Below are 15,444 nucleotides of genomic sequence, written 5' to 3'. Positions count from 1 at the left end.
GCCATGTCCCGCTCCCTGCCTACGCCCCACCCCTTCGCCCCTGCGCCGCGGCGCCTGGCCGCGCTGGTCCTGAGCGCGCTGCTTGCGGGCTGTGCCGTCGGCCCCGATTTCCATACCCCGGCGTCCCCGGACGTCGACGCCTACGTTCCGCCCGGAGAGACGCCGCAGCCCGGCGGCGATCAGCAGCTGGTCGCGGGCGCCGACATCCCCGCCCAGTGGTGGCGGCTGTTCCGCTCCGACGCGCTGGACGACCTGGTGCGGCAGGCATTGCAGGCCAGCCCGACGCTGGCGCAGGCGCGCGCCCGCCTGCGCCAGGCCGGCGAAACGCTGAACGCCGAAACCGGAGGACGCCTGCTGCCTTCCGCCGACGGCAACCTGTCGGTGGCGCGGCAGAAGGTGGATCCCTCGGCCTTCGGCGTGCCCGTGGTCGAGCAGCCGGCGCCCTTCACCCTCTACAACGCCTCTATCGACGTGTCCTACACACTGGACGTGTTCGGGGCCAACCGGCGCGCGCTGGAAGGACTGGGCGCCCAGGTGAACTACCAGCGCCACGAATTGCAGGCCGCGCGCATGTCGCTGGCCGCCAACGTGGTCACGGCCGCCATCCGGCAAGCCGACCTGAGCGAACGCCTGGAAGCCACGCGCGAACTGCTCGCGGCCCAGCTCCGGCAGCGGGACATCGTGCGCCAGCGCCTGGCCGCGGGCGGCGTGTCGCAGGCCGACCTGAGCAACCAGGAGCTGCTGGTGGCGCAGACGCGCGCCACGCTGCCGCCGCTGGACAACCAGCTCGCGCAGGTCACGCACCAGTTGGCGACCTACCTGGGCCAGCCGCCGGCCGCTCTGCGCCAGCCTCCCTTGCGGCTGGCGGACCTGACCCTGCCCCCGGACGTGCCCACCGGCGTGCCGTCGGCGCTGACGCGCCAGCGCCCGGACGTCCTGGCGGCCGAAGCGCTGTGGCACCAGGCCTCGGCCGACGTGGGCGTGGCGACCGCCAACCTGTATCCGCAATTCACGCTGACCGCCAGCTTCGGCTCCCAGCGCACCCGCGCCGGCGACCTGTCCAACGGGGTGAATGTGTGGAACCTCGGCCTGGGGCTGACGCAGCCGCTGTTCCATGGCGGCGAGCTGCGCGCCCGCCAACGCGCCGCGCAAGCCGCTTACGAGGCCGCAGCCGCCGCCTACCGCCAGACCGTGCTGGACGGCTTCCGACAGGTCGCCGACGCCTTGCGCGCGCTGCAGACCGACGGCGACGCCTTCCTGGCCCAGGACGACGCATGGCGCCGCGCGGACGAGGCCGAACGCATCGCGCAGGGCCGTTACCGCGCCGGCGGCATCAGCCACCTGAGCCTGCTGGACAGCCAGCGGCAGTTGTTGCAGGCGCGCATCGCGCGCACCGCGGCGAACGCGGCGCGTTACGCCGACACCGCGGCGCTGCTGCAGGCGCTGGGCGGCGGCTGGTGGAACGAAGCGGCCGCCCCCTGAGGCCCCGCCACGCACCATAACGGTGCACCCGTCCCTGCGCCAGCCGCCATGTCCGAGAATTCGGGCCGGAAAATGGCGTTGTGCGCCGTTTGGGAAATCGCGGTATCCGTTGCATCATGCAAATGCTTATGCTGCACAGATCACAACGATTCATGAATGACTTACTCGACTTGATCGTCTTCTCGCCCGATGCCGGTCAACGCAAGCGCCGTAGCGGCTCGCTGGCCGGAATGGGCTTCTCGCCCCGCCCCTGCGAAGACTCCAACGGCCTGTTCCGCCTGTTCCAGGCCCACCGCACGCCCCTCATCGTGATGGAAGCCGAACTTTCCGATCTCTGCATGGCCGTCGCCGGGCTGCGGGCCATGGACACCACCGCCGGCATCATCGCCATTTCGAGCTTCGATTCCCCCGAAAACCGCATCCTGGGCCTGCATTGCGGGGCCGATGCCTGCTTCCAGGCCGACGTCGGCACGCCGGAAATCGCGGCGGCGCTCCAGGCGCTGGTGCGGCGGGTGCCCGCCGCGGGCCGCCGCCCGCCCGCCGAGGCCGACCTCCGCCAGCCTGCCCCCGCGGAATCCGCGGGCAAGTGGCAGTTCCACGACGCCGCCTGGACGCTCGTCAGCCCGCAGGGCACGCGGCTGCCGCTGACCCAGGCAGAACGCGAGTTCCTGCTCAAGCTGACCGCCACCGCCGACAGGCGCCTGCCGCGCGGCGATTCGCCCGCCATGGACCCGCAGGGCGGCCGCGAATCCATGCGTCGCACCGACGTCGTGGTGAGCCGGCTGCGGCGCAAGGCCCAGGACGTGAACGTGGAGCTGCCGATCCGTACCGTCTGGGGATGGGGCTACGCCTTCACCGGCGACATCTAGGAAGCCCGCGGCCGGCGTATCATGCGGCGTACGGTGCCGACTCCCGGCGCCGGCCCGATCTCCCACGCCCGCGCCCGACATGGAAGTCTTTGAACGCCTGCAAGCCCTGCTTGCCCAGAACCAGGCCCGCTACCGCCTGCTCGAACACCCCGCCGCCGGCCGCTCCGTCGAAGTCGCCGCCATCCGCGGCACCGAGGTCAGCCAAGGCGCGAAGGCGCTGGTCTGCCGCGTGAAAATATCCTCCAACCAGCGCAAGAACGTGCTGGCCGTCTTCCCCGCCGACAAGCAGGCCGACCTGGACGCTATCGCCCGCGCGGCGGGCGGCAAAAAGGCGTCGCTGGCGTCGCAGGACCTGGCGCGCGAGCTGACCGGCTGCGAGATCGGCGCCATTCCGCCCTTCAGCTTCAACCCCGAATTGCACCTGCTGGTGGATCCCAGCCTCCGCGAGCGCCATGGCGAGATCGTGTTCAACGCCGGCCGCCTGGACGCCTCCATCCTCCTGAACACGGAGGATTACTTCCGGCTGGCGGCGCCCGACGAGGCGCCGCTGATCAAAACATAGGGTTCGTTACCGCCGTGTCCCGCCGATCGATGAGCCGCGGTGCGCGCACCTCCAACATGCGCTGGCTGATGAGCCTGGCGCACATGGAACCGTCCCCTGTCAGCCGCTGGGTGGCGCTGCGCGCCGCCCTCGCGATCGGACTGCCCACGGCCGCCGGCCTGGCGCTGGACCAAAGCGCGGCGGCCGCGCTGGTGTCGCTCGGCGCGCTGCCGGCCATCACGGGCGACAACGGCGGCCCCTACCGCAACCGCGCGCTGTCCATCGGATCGACCGTATTCGGCGGCGCGCTGGGCTATTTCCTGGGCAACCTGATGGCGGGCCACGGCCTGTGGACCGCCGGCGCCATGACGCTGCTGGTGCTGGCGGCCAGCCTGGTGGGCACCTTCAACAACATCGCCGCCGTGGCCACGCTGCAGTTCGCCGTGTACGTGATCGTGGGCGCGAGCCTGACGTCCTCGCTGCCGCCGTGGCTGCCCTCTGTGCTGGTGGGGGCCGGCGGCCTGTTCGGCCTGGCCCTGACGCTGTCGGGCTGGGTGGTCAATCCCATCGCGCCTGAGCGGGCCGCGGTGGCCATGGCCTACCGCAAGCTGGCGGCGATGTTCGCGGCCATCGGCACCTCGCGCACCATGGCCGCGCGGCGCGACATGGAAGCGGCCATGACCACCGCCTACGACACGGTGCTGGCGGCCCGGGGCCGCGCGGCCGGCCCTTCGCCCCGTCTGGCCCGGCTGGCCGCCCAGCTGCAGGCCTGCACGCCGCTGACCAACGCCGCCTTGGCGCTGGCCCGCGCCGGCCGCGTGCTGCCCACCGACTGCGCGCGCGTCATGAACCGGCTGGCCGACCGCGTCGAAAACGATGCCGTGCCGGATCCCCGCGACGACATCGCGACACTGCGGCGCGCGGACATGCCGCAACTGGCCGACGCGCTGGCGCAAGCGCAGCCGCTGCTGGACGGCGGCAAGCTGAGCGAGGCGGCCGCTTTCGCGGATCTGCCGCCGGCGCGGCCGCGTACGCCCTGGCGCGTGCTGGCGCGGACCTACCGGCCCGGGCCGACGACGGTGCGCTACCTGGTCCGGCTGGGCCTGTGCCTGATCGCCGCGGAAGCGGTGGCGCACGCGGTGTCGCTGCCGCGGTCCTACTGGGTGCCGCTCATCGTGGTGGTGGTGTTCAAGCCCAACTTCGGCTCGGTCTTCGCGCGGGCGCTGCAAAGCTGCGCGGGCAGCGTGATCGGCGTGGCGATCAGCGCTACCGTGCTGGCGCTGGACCGCAACGGCATCGTCAGCCTGCTCACCGTGGCGGCGCTGGCGTCCTTGCTGCCCTGGTCCATACGGCGCAACTACGGCCTGTTCTCGGCCATCCTGCTGCCCATCCTCATGCTGCTGATCGGCGCCTTGCAGCCCGGCAGCTGGCCGATCGCGCTGGCGCGGCTGATCGACGTCGGCGTGGCGGCGGCCATCGTGCTGCTGGTCGGATACCTGCCCTGGATACGCATCGAACGCAACAACCTGGATAACGCCGTCGCCACCGCCATGGACACGCTGGCCGCCTACCTGAACACGGTGTTCCAGGCCGATCCCGCAAGCCGGCACAACCTGCGCGCCAGCGCTTACGCCCGCCTATCGGACCTGCGCGTCGCGTTGCAGCGCGGCCTGTCCGAGCCCCGCTTGGTCAGCCGCCGCGCGCTGGCGTGGTGGCCGGTCGAAGTGGCGCTGGAGCGCGTGGCCAATGCCATTTCCGACACCGCCTGGTCGGCGCCGGACGATGGCCCCGCGCCGACCGCCGCGCAATTGGCGCAACTGGCCGCGTGCCTGCACGACATGAGCACCGCCGTCGCGCAGGGCGCGCCGATGCCCTCCACCCCCATCGCCACGTCTTCGCCCGCGCTGCAGGACGTGGCCGCCCAGATCGAAACCCTGCGCGCGACGTTGGCCGGTCCCGATTTCGCCGCCGCGTCGCTCCGCGTGCCCCCCAACCAACCCGCCAACCAGGTCTGAATCATGTGTCTTGCCGTACTGGCCCTGCATGCCCTGCCGGGCATCCCCGTCCTGATTGCCGCCAATCGCGATGAATTCCACGAACGGCCCACCCTGCCCGCCGCGCAGTGGCCCGACGCCCCTGACATCTACGCGGGGCGCGACGGCCGCGCCGGCGGCACCTGGATGGGCGCAACCGCGCAGGGACGCTATGCGCTGGTGACCAATTTCCGCGAACCCGGCCGTTTCCGCGACAACGCGCCGTCGCGTGGCGCGCTGGTGGAAGACTATTTGCGCAGCGCCGAAACGCCCGCCGGCTACCTGGCCCGCGTGCACGAGGCGGACCAGGCCTACAACGGCTTCAACCTGATCGTGGGCGATACGCGCCAAGCCTGGTATCTCAGCAACCGCGATGGCGGGCCGCGCGCCCTCGCGCCCGGGGTCTATGCCCTGTCCAACCACCTGCTGGACACGCCCTGGCCCAAACTGGCGCGCACCAAGGCTGCCTTCGCCGCCGTGTTGTCCCGCGGACCGCAGCCCGACCTGCCCGCGTTGATGGCCGCCCTGGCCGACCGCGTCCCCGCCGACGACGCTGACCTGCCCGCCACCGGCCTGCCGCTGGATCGGGAAAGACTATTGAGCAGCCCCTTCATCGTCAGTCCGAACTATGGCACCCGCAGCTCCAGCGTGCTGGCGCTGCGCGACGGCGGCGCCGGACAGCTCGATGAAAGGCGTTTCGCGCCCGACGGCTCGGTCAATGGTGAAAGCGAGCTGACGTTTTCCTGGCGCACGGCGGACGGCGGCGATCGTCCGCGATAGGCGCCGCCGGAAACAATCGGTAGGCATCCAGGGCGCGCCGGCGCGAACTCCCCGCGCCGGCGGAGGTCGAACTCCCTATCGCCCCTTCATGGCGCGACATCGACCGCGGCTGGCGTAAAGCGGCGCTGGCCATCCTATCTAGGAGAACCTCATGAACAAGCGCATCGAACGCTGCACCATGGCCGCCGCGATGGCCGTGGGCAGCATGGCCTTCGCCGGGATCCTGTCGACCGTGCAGGCCGGCTTGCCGCCGGTACAGCACCAGGGCGCCGTGGAATACGTCAGCGGCGGCATCGGCCTGGACGAATCCGAGGCCATGAAGGCCGCCGCCAAGGATTATCCGCTGGCGCTGACCTTCGCCGCGCAACGCAACGGCAACGCCGATTACGTCGCCAACGTCGGCGTGTCGATCCAGGACGCGCAGGGCAAGGCCGTCTTGCAGGCCACCGCCGAAGGCCCCTACATGCTGGTGAAACTGCCCGCGGGCAACTACAAGGTGTCGGCCACCTATGACGGCAAGGCGCAGGAACGCGAAGTCACCGTGCGCAACGGCGCCACCGCGCGCGCCGTATTCGAATGGAAGTAAGCGGCCCTAGACGCCCGCGAACAGAATCGCGATCACGAAGCCCACGCTGATCGCCCATACCAGCGAACGCAGCGCGCCCCAGCCCGCCAGGTACATGGCCAGATAGCCCAGGCGCACGCCCAGCCAGCAAGCCATCAGGGTAGCCACGTGGGCGGCGGGCGCCTGGTTGTACAGCGCGAACAGCACCGCCGCAAAGAAGAACGGCAGCGCCTCGAAGGTGTTGATCTGCGCCGCGTTGGCGCGGGCGCGCCACCCTTCCTGGCGCGCCAGCCAGGCGCGCGGATCGTTGTTGTCGTACTGCCGGCCTCCCGCCTTGGCGATGATCGTCGACACAAAAGGCAGCAACGCCGCCGCCAGCATCAACCACGCGATCGTCTTCATTGTGCGACTCCTTGGTATGCGACACGTGGGGGGACGATAACGCAGGTTGGAGGGAAGTGTCAGACACCCGGGTCGCGCTGCGCCGGATTGAAGATTGTCTCGTAAGGGTGTCAGACACTGATCCGTTGGGGCGAGTGTCTGACGCTGATTCGTTGGGGCGGGTGTCGCAGATGGGACAGTGTCTGACACCCCGCAGATGGGACAGTGTCTGACACCCTTACGAACCGCCGGTCAAGCTTTAGCCGCCCCGCCCGGGTGTCTGACACCCCCCCACCGCGTACACTCACCGCTTTACCCGCCTCCGTCTCGTGCCCTTCCCTCCCGCCTGGTCCCTGCTGTTTCTTGCCGCCGCCATGCTCTGGCCGCCCGCGACGCGGCGCTGGGCCTTGCTTGCGCTGGCTGGCGCCTACGGCTGGGCCTGGGCCGACGGGGCCGTCGATCCCATCGCGCTTGCCTGGCCCGCGCTACTGGTCCTGGCCGCGGCGCTGGTCCGGCCCGCGTCGCCTCCAACCGCGCGCGCCGCGGGGCACGCCCTGTTCCTGGCGCTGGCCGCGCTGCTCTTCCTGCACCTGCTGCCCGGCTTTCACAACCTTTTGGTCATCGACCCGGCGCCGCTCAGCCCCGGCGCCGTGCCTTTCGGCATGTACCTGAACCTGGACAAACCGCTGGTGGCATTCTGGGTGGTGCTGGCGCTCGCGCCACCCATGGCGGGTCCGGACGCGCGCGCCACGCTGAGACCGGCGGCGCTGGCCTGGGCCGCGGCGGTTGCGGTATGCCTGGGGCTCGCGCTGGCCCTGGGCGTTGTGGGCTGGGCGCCCAAATGGCCCGCGGCGGGCCCGATCTGGCTGATCAATAACGCGCTGCTGGTCACGCTGGCCGAGGAAGCGCTATTCCGCGGCTATCTGCAACAGCAATTGAGCGTGCGCTGGCGCGGCCGCCCCTGGGGCGCCTGGGCGGCGCTGGGCGTGGCGGCCGCCCTGTTCGGGCTGGCGCATTACGCAGGCGGCTGGCAGTGGATGCTGCTCGCCGGGCTGGCGGGCGCCGCCTACGGCATGGCCTACCGCCATGGCGGCCTGGCCGCCGCCGTGCTCGCGCACCTGGGCCTGAACGCCGCGCACTTCGCCCTGTTCACCTATCCGATGCGCGCGGCATTCTGATGCCCCGCGTCCGCCCAGGACGCGCCCGGCCTACGCCGGCAGGGCCGGATAGTCGGTATAGCCGCCGGGGCCCGGCGCGTAGAACGTGGCCGGATTCGGGCGGTTCAGCGGCGCCTTGAGCGCGAAGCGGCGCGCCAGGTCGGGGTTGGCGATGTACTGCACGCCGAAGGCCACCGCATCGACCCGGCCCGCCGCGACGGCGGCCTCCGCCGACTCCTGCGTATAGCCTTCGTTGCCGATGTAGACGCCGCCGAACGCCGCCTTGAGCGCCGGGCCGAGGCTGTCGGCGGCTTCGTGTTCGCGCACGCACAGGAAGGCGATGCCGCGCTTGCCCAGTTCGCGCGCCACGTACCCGAACGTGGCGGCGGGGTCCGAATCGCCCATGCTGTGGATCTCGCCGCGCGGCGACAGGTGCACGCCGACCCGGCCCGCCCCCCAGACCGACACGCAGGCATCCACCGCTTCCAGCAACAGGCGCGCGCGGTTCTCAACCGGGCCGCCATAGGCGTCGGTGCGCAGGTTGGTGCTGTCCTGCAGGAACTGGTCCAGCAGGTAGCCATTGGCGGCGTGCACTTCCACGCCATCGAAGCCGGCCTCCATCGCCATCCGGGCGCCGTGGCGGTAGGCCTCGACCACGCCCGGGAGCTCTCCGGTTTCAAGCGCCCGCGGCGTCACATAGGCGCGCAGCGGGCGCACGTGGCTGACGTGGCCTTCGGCGGCAATGGCGCTGGGCGCCACGGGCAGCTCGCCGTCCAGGAACATCGGGTCGGAGATGCGGCCCACGTGCCACAGCTGCGCCACGATCCGGCCGCCGGCGGCATGCACGGCGGACGTGACCTTGCGCCAGCCCTTGACCTGCTCGGGCGTCCACAGCCCCGGCGTGTCCGCGTAGCCCACGCCCTGCGGGGTAACGGCCGTGGCCTCGGTCAGGATCAGACCGGCGCCGGCGCGCTGCGTGTAGTACTCGACCATCAGGTCGTTGGGCACGCGGCCCGGATCGGCGTGCATGCGCGTCAGGGGCGCCATGATGATGCGGTTGGGCAGCGTCAGGTCACCGACGCGCAGGGGTTCGAAAAGCTGGTTCATGCGAAATCCTTGGCCCCGGTTGCGGGGCCGGTGGCGTAGCCGGGGGCTACATATCCTGGTTGAGTTGCCGCAGGAACGCGGCGATAACGGCTTCGTTGCGACGGAAAAATATCCACTGCCCCACCTTCGTGGCCGAGATCAGGCCCGCGCGCTGCAAGACGGCCAGGTGCGAAGACACGGTGGACTGGGACAGGCCGCAGCGGCTATCGATGTGGCCCGCGCACACGCCATGCTCGAAGGAGTGGCCCGGGCGTTCCTCGAAGTAAGCATGCGGCGTTTTCAGCCAGGCGAGGATGTCGCGCCGCACGGGATTCGCCAGCGCCTTGAGAATGGCGTCGGCGTCGATGCCGGGCGGCACGGCGGCGGGATCGGGGCTGGCAGGGGAAGTGGTCATATTTAAATATCGCAATTTATCGAATCTTATATCGAATAAATTAGATATATAGTCATGCCCCTGCGGGCGCCAGGGCTATCGGCCCGGCCGACGCCCCCCGTCCGGCGGGAAAATCAGACGGGACACCGGTCTAGAACAGACCACGCCGCGCGCGCCTCGAGCGCCTCGCCCGCGGCAAGGCACAGGTCTTCCCGGAACCGCCCAGCCACCAGCTGCACGCCCATGGGCACGCCATCCGCCAAGCCGACGGGCACCGACAGGCCCGGAAGGCCGAGGACCGCGGTCGAAACGAGCGGGCTCTGGGCGCGCAGCATGCCCGCCATGGCGGCGTCGCCCTGCTGATCCTGGTCGACCAGGAACGGGCGCTCGAGCGACACCGGCATGAGCAGCACGGGAAAGCGGTTGAAGAACTCGCCCCACTCCCGCAAGATCGTCGTGCGCATCGCCATGGCGTTGACGAAGCCGTCTTTTTCCAAAACCGGCGTATGCGCCAGCATGCTGCGGTAGGCGCGCTGGATCGCCCGGTCGCCGGCGCGCTCGATCTCGCGCTGCATGGATCCGGACGCCTCGTTCATCAGCACCTCGAGCCACAGGGCGGCCGCCTCGCCGAACCGGGGCGGCTCCGCCTCTTCGACGATGTATCCGGCCTCCTCCAGCCAGGCCGCGGACCGCTGCAATGCGTCCAATACCGCGGGATCGGGCTGGAACGCCGGGGGGCCGCGAAACAGCGCCACACGGCGGCTTTCGCCAGGCTGCCGCAAATCCAGCGGCGCCGGCACCCACCATGGATCGCGGGAATCGCCGGACGACATCGCGGCCAGGCCCAGCCGCAGGTCGGCGATGGTCCGGCCCATCGGGCCCTGGGTCGCGGCCATCTGGGAGGCCACAGGGCGTTCCGACCGCTGGCTGGCGTTGTAGGCCGGCACCCGGCCTTGCGACGGCCGCAGCCCCGCGACGCCGCAGGCGTATGCCGGATACCGGATCGATCCGCCCTGGTCGCTGCCGTGCGCAAGGGCGCCGATGCCCAATGCCGCGGCGACGGCCGCGCCGCCGCTGGACCCTCCGGGCGTGCGCGCGGCATCGAAGGGATTGACGGTGCGTCCGTGCAGATCGTTGTCGGTGAACCAGCGCCAGGAGAATGCCGGCACATTCGTGCGGCCGATCACGACGGCGCCGGCCTTGATCCAGTTATCGACGGCCGGATTGTTCTCCCGGGCGATCACATCCCGGTACGCCACGACGCCATTGGTCGTCGCCGATCCGGCGAGATCGGCGTTGGCCTTGATCGTCACCGGCACGCCGTGGAGCAGCCCCAATTCCCGCCCCTCGCGGACGGCGGCGTCGGCGGCATCGGCCGCCTTGATGGCCTGGTCGGCGTGAATCTCGCTCAAGGGATTGAAGCGGGGGTTGAGCAGCGCCGCGCGTTCCAGGCAGCTTTGCACGGCTTCCCGGCTCGAAACATCCCGGGTCCGGATGGCCTTTGCCAGGTCGAGGGCGCTCCAGCGCCAGAGTTCGTTCGTCATGATGGCTCCAGGTTGCCAGGGACAGGGTCAGTCGGCCGACGCGCCGGAACGCTTCACCATGGCGCCCCAGCGCGGGATCTCCGCCGCGATGAGGCTGGCGAACTGCTCGGGCGTGGAAGGCGTCGCGTCGACCGAGAGCGTCTCGTTGAGCTTGAGCACCGCGGGGTCCTTCAAGGCCTTGGCCACCGCGGCGTTGAGTTTGTCGATGATGGGCCTGGGCGTGCCGGCGGGTGCGACGATTCCGCCCCAGGAAACCACTTCAAAGCCCTTCAGGGCGGACTCGTCGACCGTGGGCACATCCGGAAGGACCGGCACCCGCGCGAGGCTGGTCGCTCCCAGCACCTTGACCTGGCCGGAGCGGATAAAAGGCAGCACGCCGGCGACGTTGTCGATCATCACGTCGAGCTGCCCGCCCGAGATGTCGACGACCGCCTGCTGGCCGCTCTTGTAGGGAACGTGCAGCATGGTCGTGCCGGTCTCGCTCTTGAGCATCTCGCCAGCCAGGTGAGCGCTGGACCCCACGCCCAGCGACCCCACGCTGACCTTGCCGGGGTGCGCCCTGGCGTAGCCGATCAGTTCCTGGACGTTGCCAGCCGGGAAATCGTTGCGGGCGATGAGCACCAGGGCGTTGCTGATGGCGAGGCTGATGGGCGCGAGGCTGAGCTGCGGGTCGTAAGGCAGTTTGGAATACATGCTCTTGTTGATCGCCAGGGTGACCAGATTGCCGAAACCGATCGTGTAACCGTCCGGCCGCGAGGCGGCCAGCGCCTGAGTGCCGACGATGCCCCCCGCCCCGCCCCGGTTGTCGACGATCACCGGCTGGCCCAGTTCGCGTCCGAGGGCGTCGGCGATCGGGCGCAATACCACGTCGGGGCCGGATCCCGCCACATACGGCACGATGAGCTTGATGGGCCGTTCGGGCCATTCGGCATGGGCCGCGCCCGCGGCGGCAAACAGGGCGACACACAATGAAAGGGCACTGCGGGCACGGCGTGGAAGGATCTGCATGGTTTTCTCCTGGAGAGCTTCACGGAACCAGACTTTGGATCGCGCCTAGTCTTGTCGTCGTGAAGCTTAGAGATCGGCCGCGCTGCATGTAAGGCTATTTATTTGTTAAGGTGACAACTCAAGGTTGTCATCGTCGGGATGCGCATGAAAGACCATCATCTTCGGGCCTGGCTGAAAGTGGCGGAGCTGCGCAGCATCCGGGCCGCGGCGCGCAGCCTGCACCTGAGCCAGGCCGCGGTGACGAAGGCCATCAAGGAACTGGAAACCGAACTCGCAGCGCCGCTGCTCACGCGCAGCTCGAAGGGCATTGCGATCACCGAATGCGGCGAACACCTGACGGTGCGCGCGCGGCTTGCGCAGGCGCAGCTCGCGCTGGCGCGCCAGGACATCCTCCAACTGCTCAGCGGCGCGCAGGCGCGGGTGGCGGTGGGCGTAACGCCCATGGTGATGCTGAGCGTGCTGCCCGACGTCCTGAACGATTTCAGGCAGACCATGCCCGCGGCCAAGGTCAAGGTCTCGGAAGGCTTGCTGGCGGCGGTCCAGCCCGCGCTACGCAATGGCACGCTGGACTTCGCCCTGGCTTCGCGCATGCCGGGAGGCAGCGGCGCGCACGAATTCGAGTTCGAAGCGCTGCGGCCGCTCGAATTCATGATTGCCTGCCGGCGCGGCCACCCGCTGGCGCGGGCCACGCGCTGGGACGATATCGCCGGCTGCGAATGGCTGCTCAACGCCTCGGGAGGCAGCCACACCGATGCCTTTCTGCAGGGCCTGCGCGCGAACGGATTGAAGGAACCCGAACGCGTCATCGATTGCGATACGTTCGGCGTGATGTGGAACCTGATGACTCGAAGCGATGCGCTGATCATTTGCCCGTCCGGCATGCTCGGCGTCAAACCGTACGGCAACGAAGCCCGGCGGATCCGGGCGGACGTGCCCATGCCCGTCGCAAGCATCGGCATCATGACGCTGCGGGGCACGCCGCTGTCGCTCGCCGCGGCCACCATGGCCGATCTCTTCCGGCATCGCATGGCGCGCGCGGCATAGGCCGCCAGCCGCGGCCCGGCGCTATCGTCCCGGCGGATTCCCGGGCTTGAGGCTGTCGGCCCAATCACGCGCCAGGTCGCGCCGGGCCCGCCAATTGACCAGCGCGGTAATGGCCATGGCGATGACCGCGCCCGTGGCCGCCAGCGCCATGTCCTTCTGCGCGTCCCAGATATCGCCCTGCGTGCCCAGGTAGGCCGCGCCCAGATCGCCGCCGACGACCTCGGCGGCGCCCCATTCCAGCAGTTCGTAAAGCGCCGACGTCGACAGCGTCACGTCCATGGGCAGGAAATAGGCCCAGAAGCCGCGCACCTCGACCACGCGCAGGAAGATCTCGCGGATGGGATAGGCCAGCAGCAGGCCATAGGAAAAATGCACGACGCGGTCGAAGTTGTTGCGCTCCCAGCCGACCAGGCTGTTGAAGCTGCGGCCCGTCAAGGCCCGCCACCAATCGTCGTAGGGCACCAGCGAATAGGTGTAGTGGGCGCCGATGGCGTGCAGGCACAGGTACAGGAAGATCAGCGTATAGGACGTCCGCGAAAACACGAACCAGCGGCGCGTGAACAGCAGCGCCGCGCCGAAAGCCAGCACCAGCGCGTTCTCCAGCGCCCAGTCGGCGCGGTCGTGCGGCGCGATGGCCAGCGCCGTCCAGACCACGGCGAACAGCGCGCCCAGCGTGTACAGGTAGCGGCGGCGCGCATCGGCCACGGTCAGTCTCCCTCGACCCGGCCGCGCAGGCGCTTGATCTCGCCGTGCCGCACCTTGCGCTGGACGCGCCGGCGCTGCGAGGCACGGGTCGGCCGGGTCGCGTGGCGCGGCTTGTCGGGCCGCGCCACCGACCGCAGCATGGCGAGCAGGCGCTCGATGGCTTCGGCGCGGTTCTTTTCCTGGCTGCGGAACGCCTGCGACTTGATGACGATGACCCCGTCCTTGGAGATCCGGTGATCGCTCAGCGCGCACAAGGCGTCCTGGATCTCGGGCGGCAGGCTGGACGCCCGCACGTCGAACCGCAGGTGGACCGCGCTGGATACCTTGTTGACGTTCTGGCCGCCCGCGCCCTGGGCGCGGATCATGGTGAACGTCAGTTCGCGTTCATCCAGGTAAAGGGAATCTTGGACGTGAAACATAGGGCGGAAGTATAGAGGGAGCGGGCCGCCCGGCGGCGTCCGGGCGGCGCCTTTTCGGGCGGCGAAAAGCCGGTTACCCAATGGCGCTACCGTCCAAGGCGCCGCGCCAAGTAAAATAACGCGCTTTGCCCGATTTTCCGGCGTCCGGCCGCCGGCACCACTCATGACTTATTCCGCCAAAGAAATTTTCAAGACGCTGCAAGGCGAAGGCGCCCATGCGGGCCGCGCGGCGGTATTCTGCCGGTTTGCAGGCTGCAACCTGTGGACGGGCCGCGAAAGCGACCGCGCCAGTGCCGCCTGCACCTTCTGCGACACCGACTTCGTCGGCACCGATGGCGAGGGCGGCGGCAAGTTCGCCACGCCCGAACTGCTGGCCGACACCATCGCGGCCTGCTGGGGCCCCGGCACCGAAGACCGCTACGTGGTCTTCACGGGCGGCGAACCCCTGCTGCAGCTGGATGCGCTCCTGCTCATGGCCATCCACGCCCGCGGCTTCACCGTGGCCATCGAAACCAACGGCACCATCAAGCCGCCCGCCGGTATCGACTGGATCTGCGTCAGCCCCAAGGGCACCGCGCCGGTCGTGCTGGAACGCGGCGACGAGCTCAAGCTCGTCTACCCGCAAGCCAATGCGCTGCCGGAGGCCTTCGCGCACCTGGACTTCGACCACTTCTTCCTGCAACCCATGGACGGCCCCGCGCGCGCGGCCAATACCGAGCAGGCCGTCCAGTACTGTATGCAGCACCCGCAATGGCGGCTCAGCCTGCAAACCCACAAATACATAGGCATTCCATGATTTACCCCCGTCCCCTGCGGAGCGCGCCATGATTTCCGTGACCCGCAGGCTGGAGTTTGACGCCGGCCACCGCATTCCCGACCATCGCAGCCAGTGCCGCAATCTGCATGGCCACCGCTACGTGCTGGAGATCACCCTGACCGGCGACATCGTGCAGGCGCCGGGCGAGTCCGACAACGGCATGTTGATGGACTTCTCCGAAATCAAGCAGATCGCCAAGGCCCACGTCGTCGACGTCTGGGACCATGCCTTCCTGGTCTACGAGGGCGACGCCGCCGTGCGCGCCTTCCTGGATACCCTGCCCGGCCACAAGACCGTGGTGCTGGACCGCATCCCCACGGCCGAGAACCTGGCGGCCATCGTCTTCGGCATCCTGGCGCCCCACTATCACGGCCACTACGGCGCGGAACTGCGCCTGACCCGCGTGCGCCTGTACGAAACGCCCAACTGCTGGGCGGACTGCAACGGCTGACCGCCGGGGCGCGCCCGCCGCGCCCCGGCGCTGAAACCCGCGCCGACCCTCCTACCCCATCCCGGCTTTCCATCCATGGAAAGCCCGCCCCCTATTTTCCCGATTGAAAGAATCTATGGAGATATTCGCCATTTTCAATTATTAGTAAGCTAATAGATAGGATACAAT

The 15,444-nt window shown here is 69.5% G+C and carries 17 protein-coding genes; 10 read left to right on the top strand and 7 right to left on the bottom strand.

Features of this window, described 5'->3' with window-relative positions:
- The first annotated feature begins 3 nt into the window (after positions 1–3).
- The 6 genes from AGI3411_RS14545 (at position 4) to AGI3411_RS14520 (ending at position 6,291) form a co-directional block, all read left to right on the top strand.
- Positions 4–1,482: an efflux transporter outer membrane subunit gene (locus AGI3411_RS14545; RefSeq protein ID WP_129528077.1), complete on the top strand. Its 1,479-nt coding sequence runs from the start codon at positions 4–6 to the stop codon at positions 1,480–1,482.
- A 152-nt stretch (positions 1,483–1,634) separates the two neighbouring features.
- Positions 1,635–2,351 carry a response regulator transcription factor gene (locus tag AGI3411_RS14540; RefSeq protein ID WP_129528076.1) on the top strand — a complete coding sequence of 239 codons (717 nt, stop codon included), beginning with the start codon at positions 1,635–1,637 and terminating at the stop codon, positions 2,349–2,351.
- Between the two features lie 79 nt (positions 2,352–2,430).
- Positions 2,431–2,913: a YbaK/prolyl-tRNA synthetase associated domain-containing protein gene (locus AGI3411_RS14535; RefSeq protein WP_129528075.1), complete on the top strand. Its 483-nt coding sequence runs from the start codon at positions 2,431–2,433 to the stop codon at positions 2,911–2,913.
- Between the two features lie 14 nt (positions 2,914–2,927).
- Positions 2,928–4,907, top strand: coding sequence for an FUSC family protein (locus AGI3411_RS14530; protein WP_244240360.1), 1,980 nt, complete (start codon positions 2,928–2,930; stop codon positions 4,905–4,907).
- Between the two features lie 3 nt (positions 4,908–4,910).
- Positions 4,911–5,705, top strand: a complete 795-nt coding sequence (locus AGI3411_RS14525; protein WP_129528074.1) for an NRDE family protein — start codon at positions 4,911–4,913, stop codon at positions 5,703–5,705.
- 151 nt (positions 5,706–5,856) lie between these two features.
- On the top strand, positions 5,857–6,291 hold the full coding sequence (locus tag AGI3411_RS14520) for a carboxypeptidase-like regulatory domain-containing protein (RefSeq protein ID WP_129528073.1): 435 nt from the start codon (positions 5,857–5,859) through the stop codon (positions 6,289–6,291).
- A gap of 6 nt (positions 6,292–6,297) precedes the next feature.
- Here AGI3411_RS14520 and AGI3411_RS14515 read toward each other — a convergent pair whose 3' ends face one another.
- Entirely contained in the window at positions 6,298–6,672 is a 375-nt protein-coding gene (locus AGI3411_RS14515; RefSeq protein ID WP_129528072.1) for an MAPEG family protein, read from the bottom strand.
- Between the two features lie 353 nt (positions 6,673–7,025).
- On the opposite strand from AGI3411_RS14515, the gene AGI3411_RS14510 reads away from it, so the two are divergent.
- Entirely contained in the window at positions 7,026–7,829 is an 804-nt protein-coding gene (locus tag AGI3411_RS14510; RefSeq protein WP_129528203.1) for a CPBP family intramembrane glutamic endopeptidase, read from the top strand.
- Between the two features lie 30 nt (positions 7,830–7,859).
- Here AGI3411_RS14510 and AGI3411_RS14505 read toward each other — a convergent pair whose 3' ends face one another.
- From AGI3411_RS14505 to AGI3411_RS14490, 4 genes are all read right to left on the bottom strand, one after another.
- The gene (locus tag AGI3411_RS14505; RefSeq protein ID WP_129528071.1) at positions 7,860–8,915 is read right to left on the bottom strand and encodes an alkene reductase; all 1,056 of its coding nucleotides are present in this window, start codon (positions 8,913–8,915) and stop codon (positions 7,860–7,862) included.
- 46 nt (positions 8,916–8,961) lie between these two features.
- Positions 8,962–9,309, bottom strand: a complete 348-nt coding sequence (locus tag AGI3411_RS14500; RefSeq protein ID WP_129528070.1) for an ArsR/SmtB family transcription factor — start codon at positions 9,307–9,309, stop codon at positions 8,962–8,964.
- A 113-nt stretch (positions 9,310–9,422) separates the two neighbouring features.
- Positions 9,423–10,832, bottom strand: a complete 1,410-nt coding sequence (locus AGI3411_RS14495) for an amidase family protein (RefSeq protein WP_129528069.1) — start codon at positions 10,830–10,832, stop codon at positions 9,423–9,425.
- Between the two features lie 27 nt (positions 10,833–10,859).
- Positions 10,860–11,840, bottom strand: a complete 981-nt coding sequence (locus AGI3411_RS14490) for a Bug family tripartite tricarboxylate transporter substrate binding protein (RefSeq protein WP_129528068.1) — start codon at positions 11,838–11,840, stop codon at positions 10,860–10,862.
- A 144-nt stretch (positions 11,841–11,984) separates the two neighbouring features.
- Here AGI3411_RS14490 and AGI3411_RS14485 point away from each other — a divergent pair, with 144 nt between their 5' ends.
- A complete protein-coding gene (locus AGI3411_RS14485) occupies positions 11,985–12,884 on the top strand; it encodes a LysR substrate-binding domain-containing protein (RefSeq protein ID WP_129528067.1) in 900 nt (299 codons plus the stop codon).
- 21 nt (positions 12,885–12,905) lie between these two features.
- Here the strand turns inward: AGI3411_RS14485 and AGI3411_RS14480 are convergent, their stop codons facing one another.
- Both AGI3411_RS14480 and arfB read right to left on the bottom strand, forming a co-directional pair.
- Positions 12,906–13,589, bottom strand: coding sequence for a DUF2238 domain-containing protein (locus tag AGI3411_RS14480; RefSeq protein WP_165359179.1), 684 nt, complete (start codon positions 13,587–13,589; stop codon positions 12,906–12,908).
- Between the two features lie 2 nt (positions 13,590–13,591).
- Positions 13,592–14,008 (bottom strand): alternative ribosome rescue aminoacyl-tRNA hydrolase ArfB, encoded by a 417-nt coding sequence (arfB, locus tag AGI3411_RS14475; RefSeq protein ID WP_129528066.1) that lies wholly within the window; start codon positions 14,006–14,008, stop codon positions 13,592–13,594.
- 163 nt (positions 14,009–14,171) lie between these two features.
- Between arfB and queE the strand changes: the two genes are divergently transcribed.
- Positions 14,172–14,804 carry a 7-carboxy-7-deazaguanine synthase gene (queE, locus tag AGI3411_RS14470; RefSeq protein ID WP_129528065.1) on the top strand — a complete coding sequence of 211 codons (633 nt, stop codon included), beginning with the start codon at positions 14,172–14,174 and terminating at the stop codon, positions 14,802–14,804.
- 28 nt (positions 14,805–14,832) lie between these two features.
- The gene (gene queD / locus AGI3411_RS14465; protein ID WP_129528064.1) at positions 14,833–15,276 is read left to right on the top strand and encodes a 6-carboxytetrahydropterin synthase QueD; all 444 of its coding nucleotides are present in this window, start codon (positions 14,833–14,835) and stop codon (positions 15,274–15,276) included.
- Positions 15,277–15,444: the final 168 nt, after the last annotated feature.

Source organism: Achromobacter agilis (assembly GCF_900496965.1).
Classification (GTDB): Bacteria; Pseudomonadota; Gammaproteobacteria; order Burkholderiales; family Burkholderiaceae_B; genus Achromobacter; species Achromobacter agilis.
Note: the sequence above shows the minus strand (reverse complement) of the source record. Positions and strands in the feature narration are given on the sequence as shown.

Excerpts from the sequence above, each read along its gene's own strand:
- AGI3411_RS14485 (WP_129528067.1), top strand. The coding sequence starts at position 11,985 with ATGAAAGACCATCATCTTCGGGCCTGGCTGAAAGTGGCGGAGCTGCGC.
- AGI3411_RS14545 (WP_129528077.1), top strand. The coding sequence starts at position 4 with ATGTCCCGCTCCCTGCCTACGCCCCACCCCTTCGCCCCTGCGCCGCGG.
- AGI3411_RS14490 (WP_129528068.1), bottom strand. The coding sequence starts at position 11,840 with ATGCAGATCCTTCCACGCCGTGCCCGCAGTGCCCTTTCATTGTGTGTC.
- AGI3411_RS14520 (WP_129528073.1), top strand. The coding sequence starts at position 5,857 with ATGAACAAGCGCATCGAACGCTGCACCATGGCCGCCGCGATGGCCGTG.
- AGI3411_RS14540 (WP_129528076.1), top strand. The coding sequence starts at position 1,635 with ATGAATGACTTACTCGACTTGATCGTCTTCTCGCCCGATGCCGGTCAA.
- AGI3411_RS14510 (WP_129528203.1), top strand. The coding sequence starts at position 7,026 with ATGCTCTGGCCGCCCGCGACGCGGCGCTGGGCCTTGCTTGCGCTGGCT.
- AGI3411_RS14500 (WP_129528070.1), bottom strand. The coding sequence starts at position 9,309 with ATGACCACTTCCCCTGCCAGCCCCGATCCCGCCGCCGTGCCGCCCGGC.
- AGI3411_RS14495 (WP_129528069.1), bottom strand. The coding sequence starts at position 10,832 with ATGACGAACGAACTCTGGCGCTGGAGCGCCCTCGACCTGGCAAAGGCC.
- AGI3411_RS14525 (WP_129528074.1), top strand. The coding sequence starts at position 4,911 with ATGTGTCTTGCCGTACTGGCCCTGCATGCCCTGCCGGGCATCCCCGTC.
- AGI3411_RS14535 (WP_129528075.1), top strand. The coding sequence starts at position 2,431 with ATGGAAGTCTTTGAACGCCTGCAAGCCCTGCTTGCCCAGAACCAGGCC.
- queE (WP_129528065.1), top strand. The coding sequence starts at position 14,172 with ATGACTTATTCCGCCAAAGAAATTTTCAAGACGCTGCAAGGCGAAGGC.
- arfB (WP_129528066.1), bottom strand. The coding sequence starts at position 14,008 with ATGTTTCACGTCCAAGATTCCCTTTACCTGGATGAACGCGAACTGACG.
- AGI3411_RS14515 (WP_129528072.1), bottom strand. The coding sequence starts at position 6,672 with ATGAAGACGATCGCGTGGTTGATGCTGGCGGCGGCGTTGCTGCCTTTT.
- AGI3411_RS14505 (WP_129528071.1), bottom strand. The coding sequence starts at position 8,915 with ATGAACCAGCTTTTCGAACCCCTGCGCGTCGGTGACCTGACGCTGCCC.
- queD (WP_129528064.1), top strand. The coding sequence starts at position 14,833 with ATGATTTCCGTGACCCGCAGGCTGGAGTTTGACGCCGGCCACCGCATT.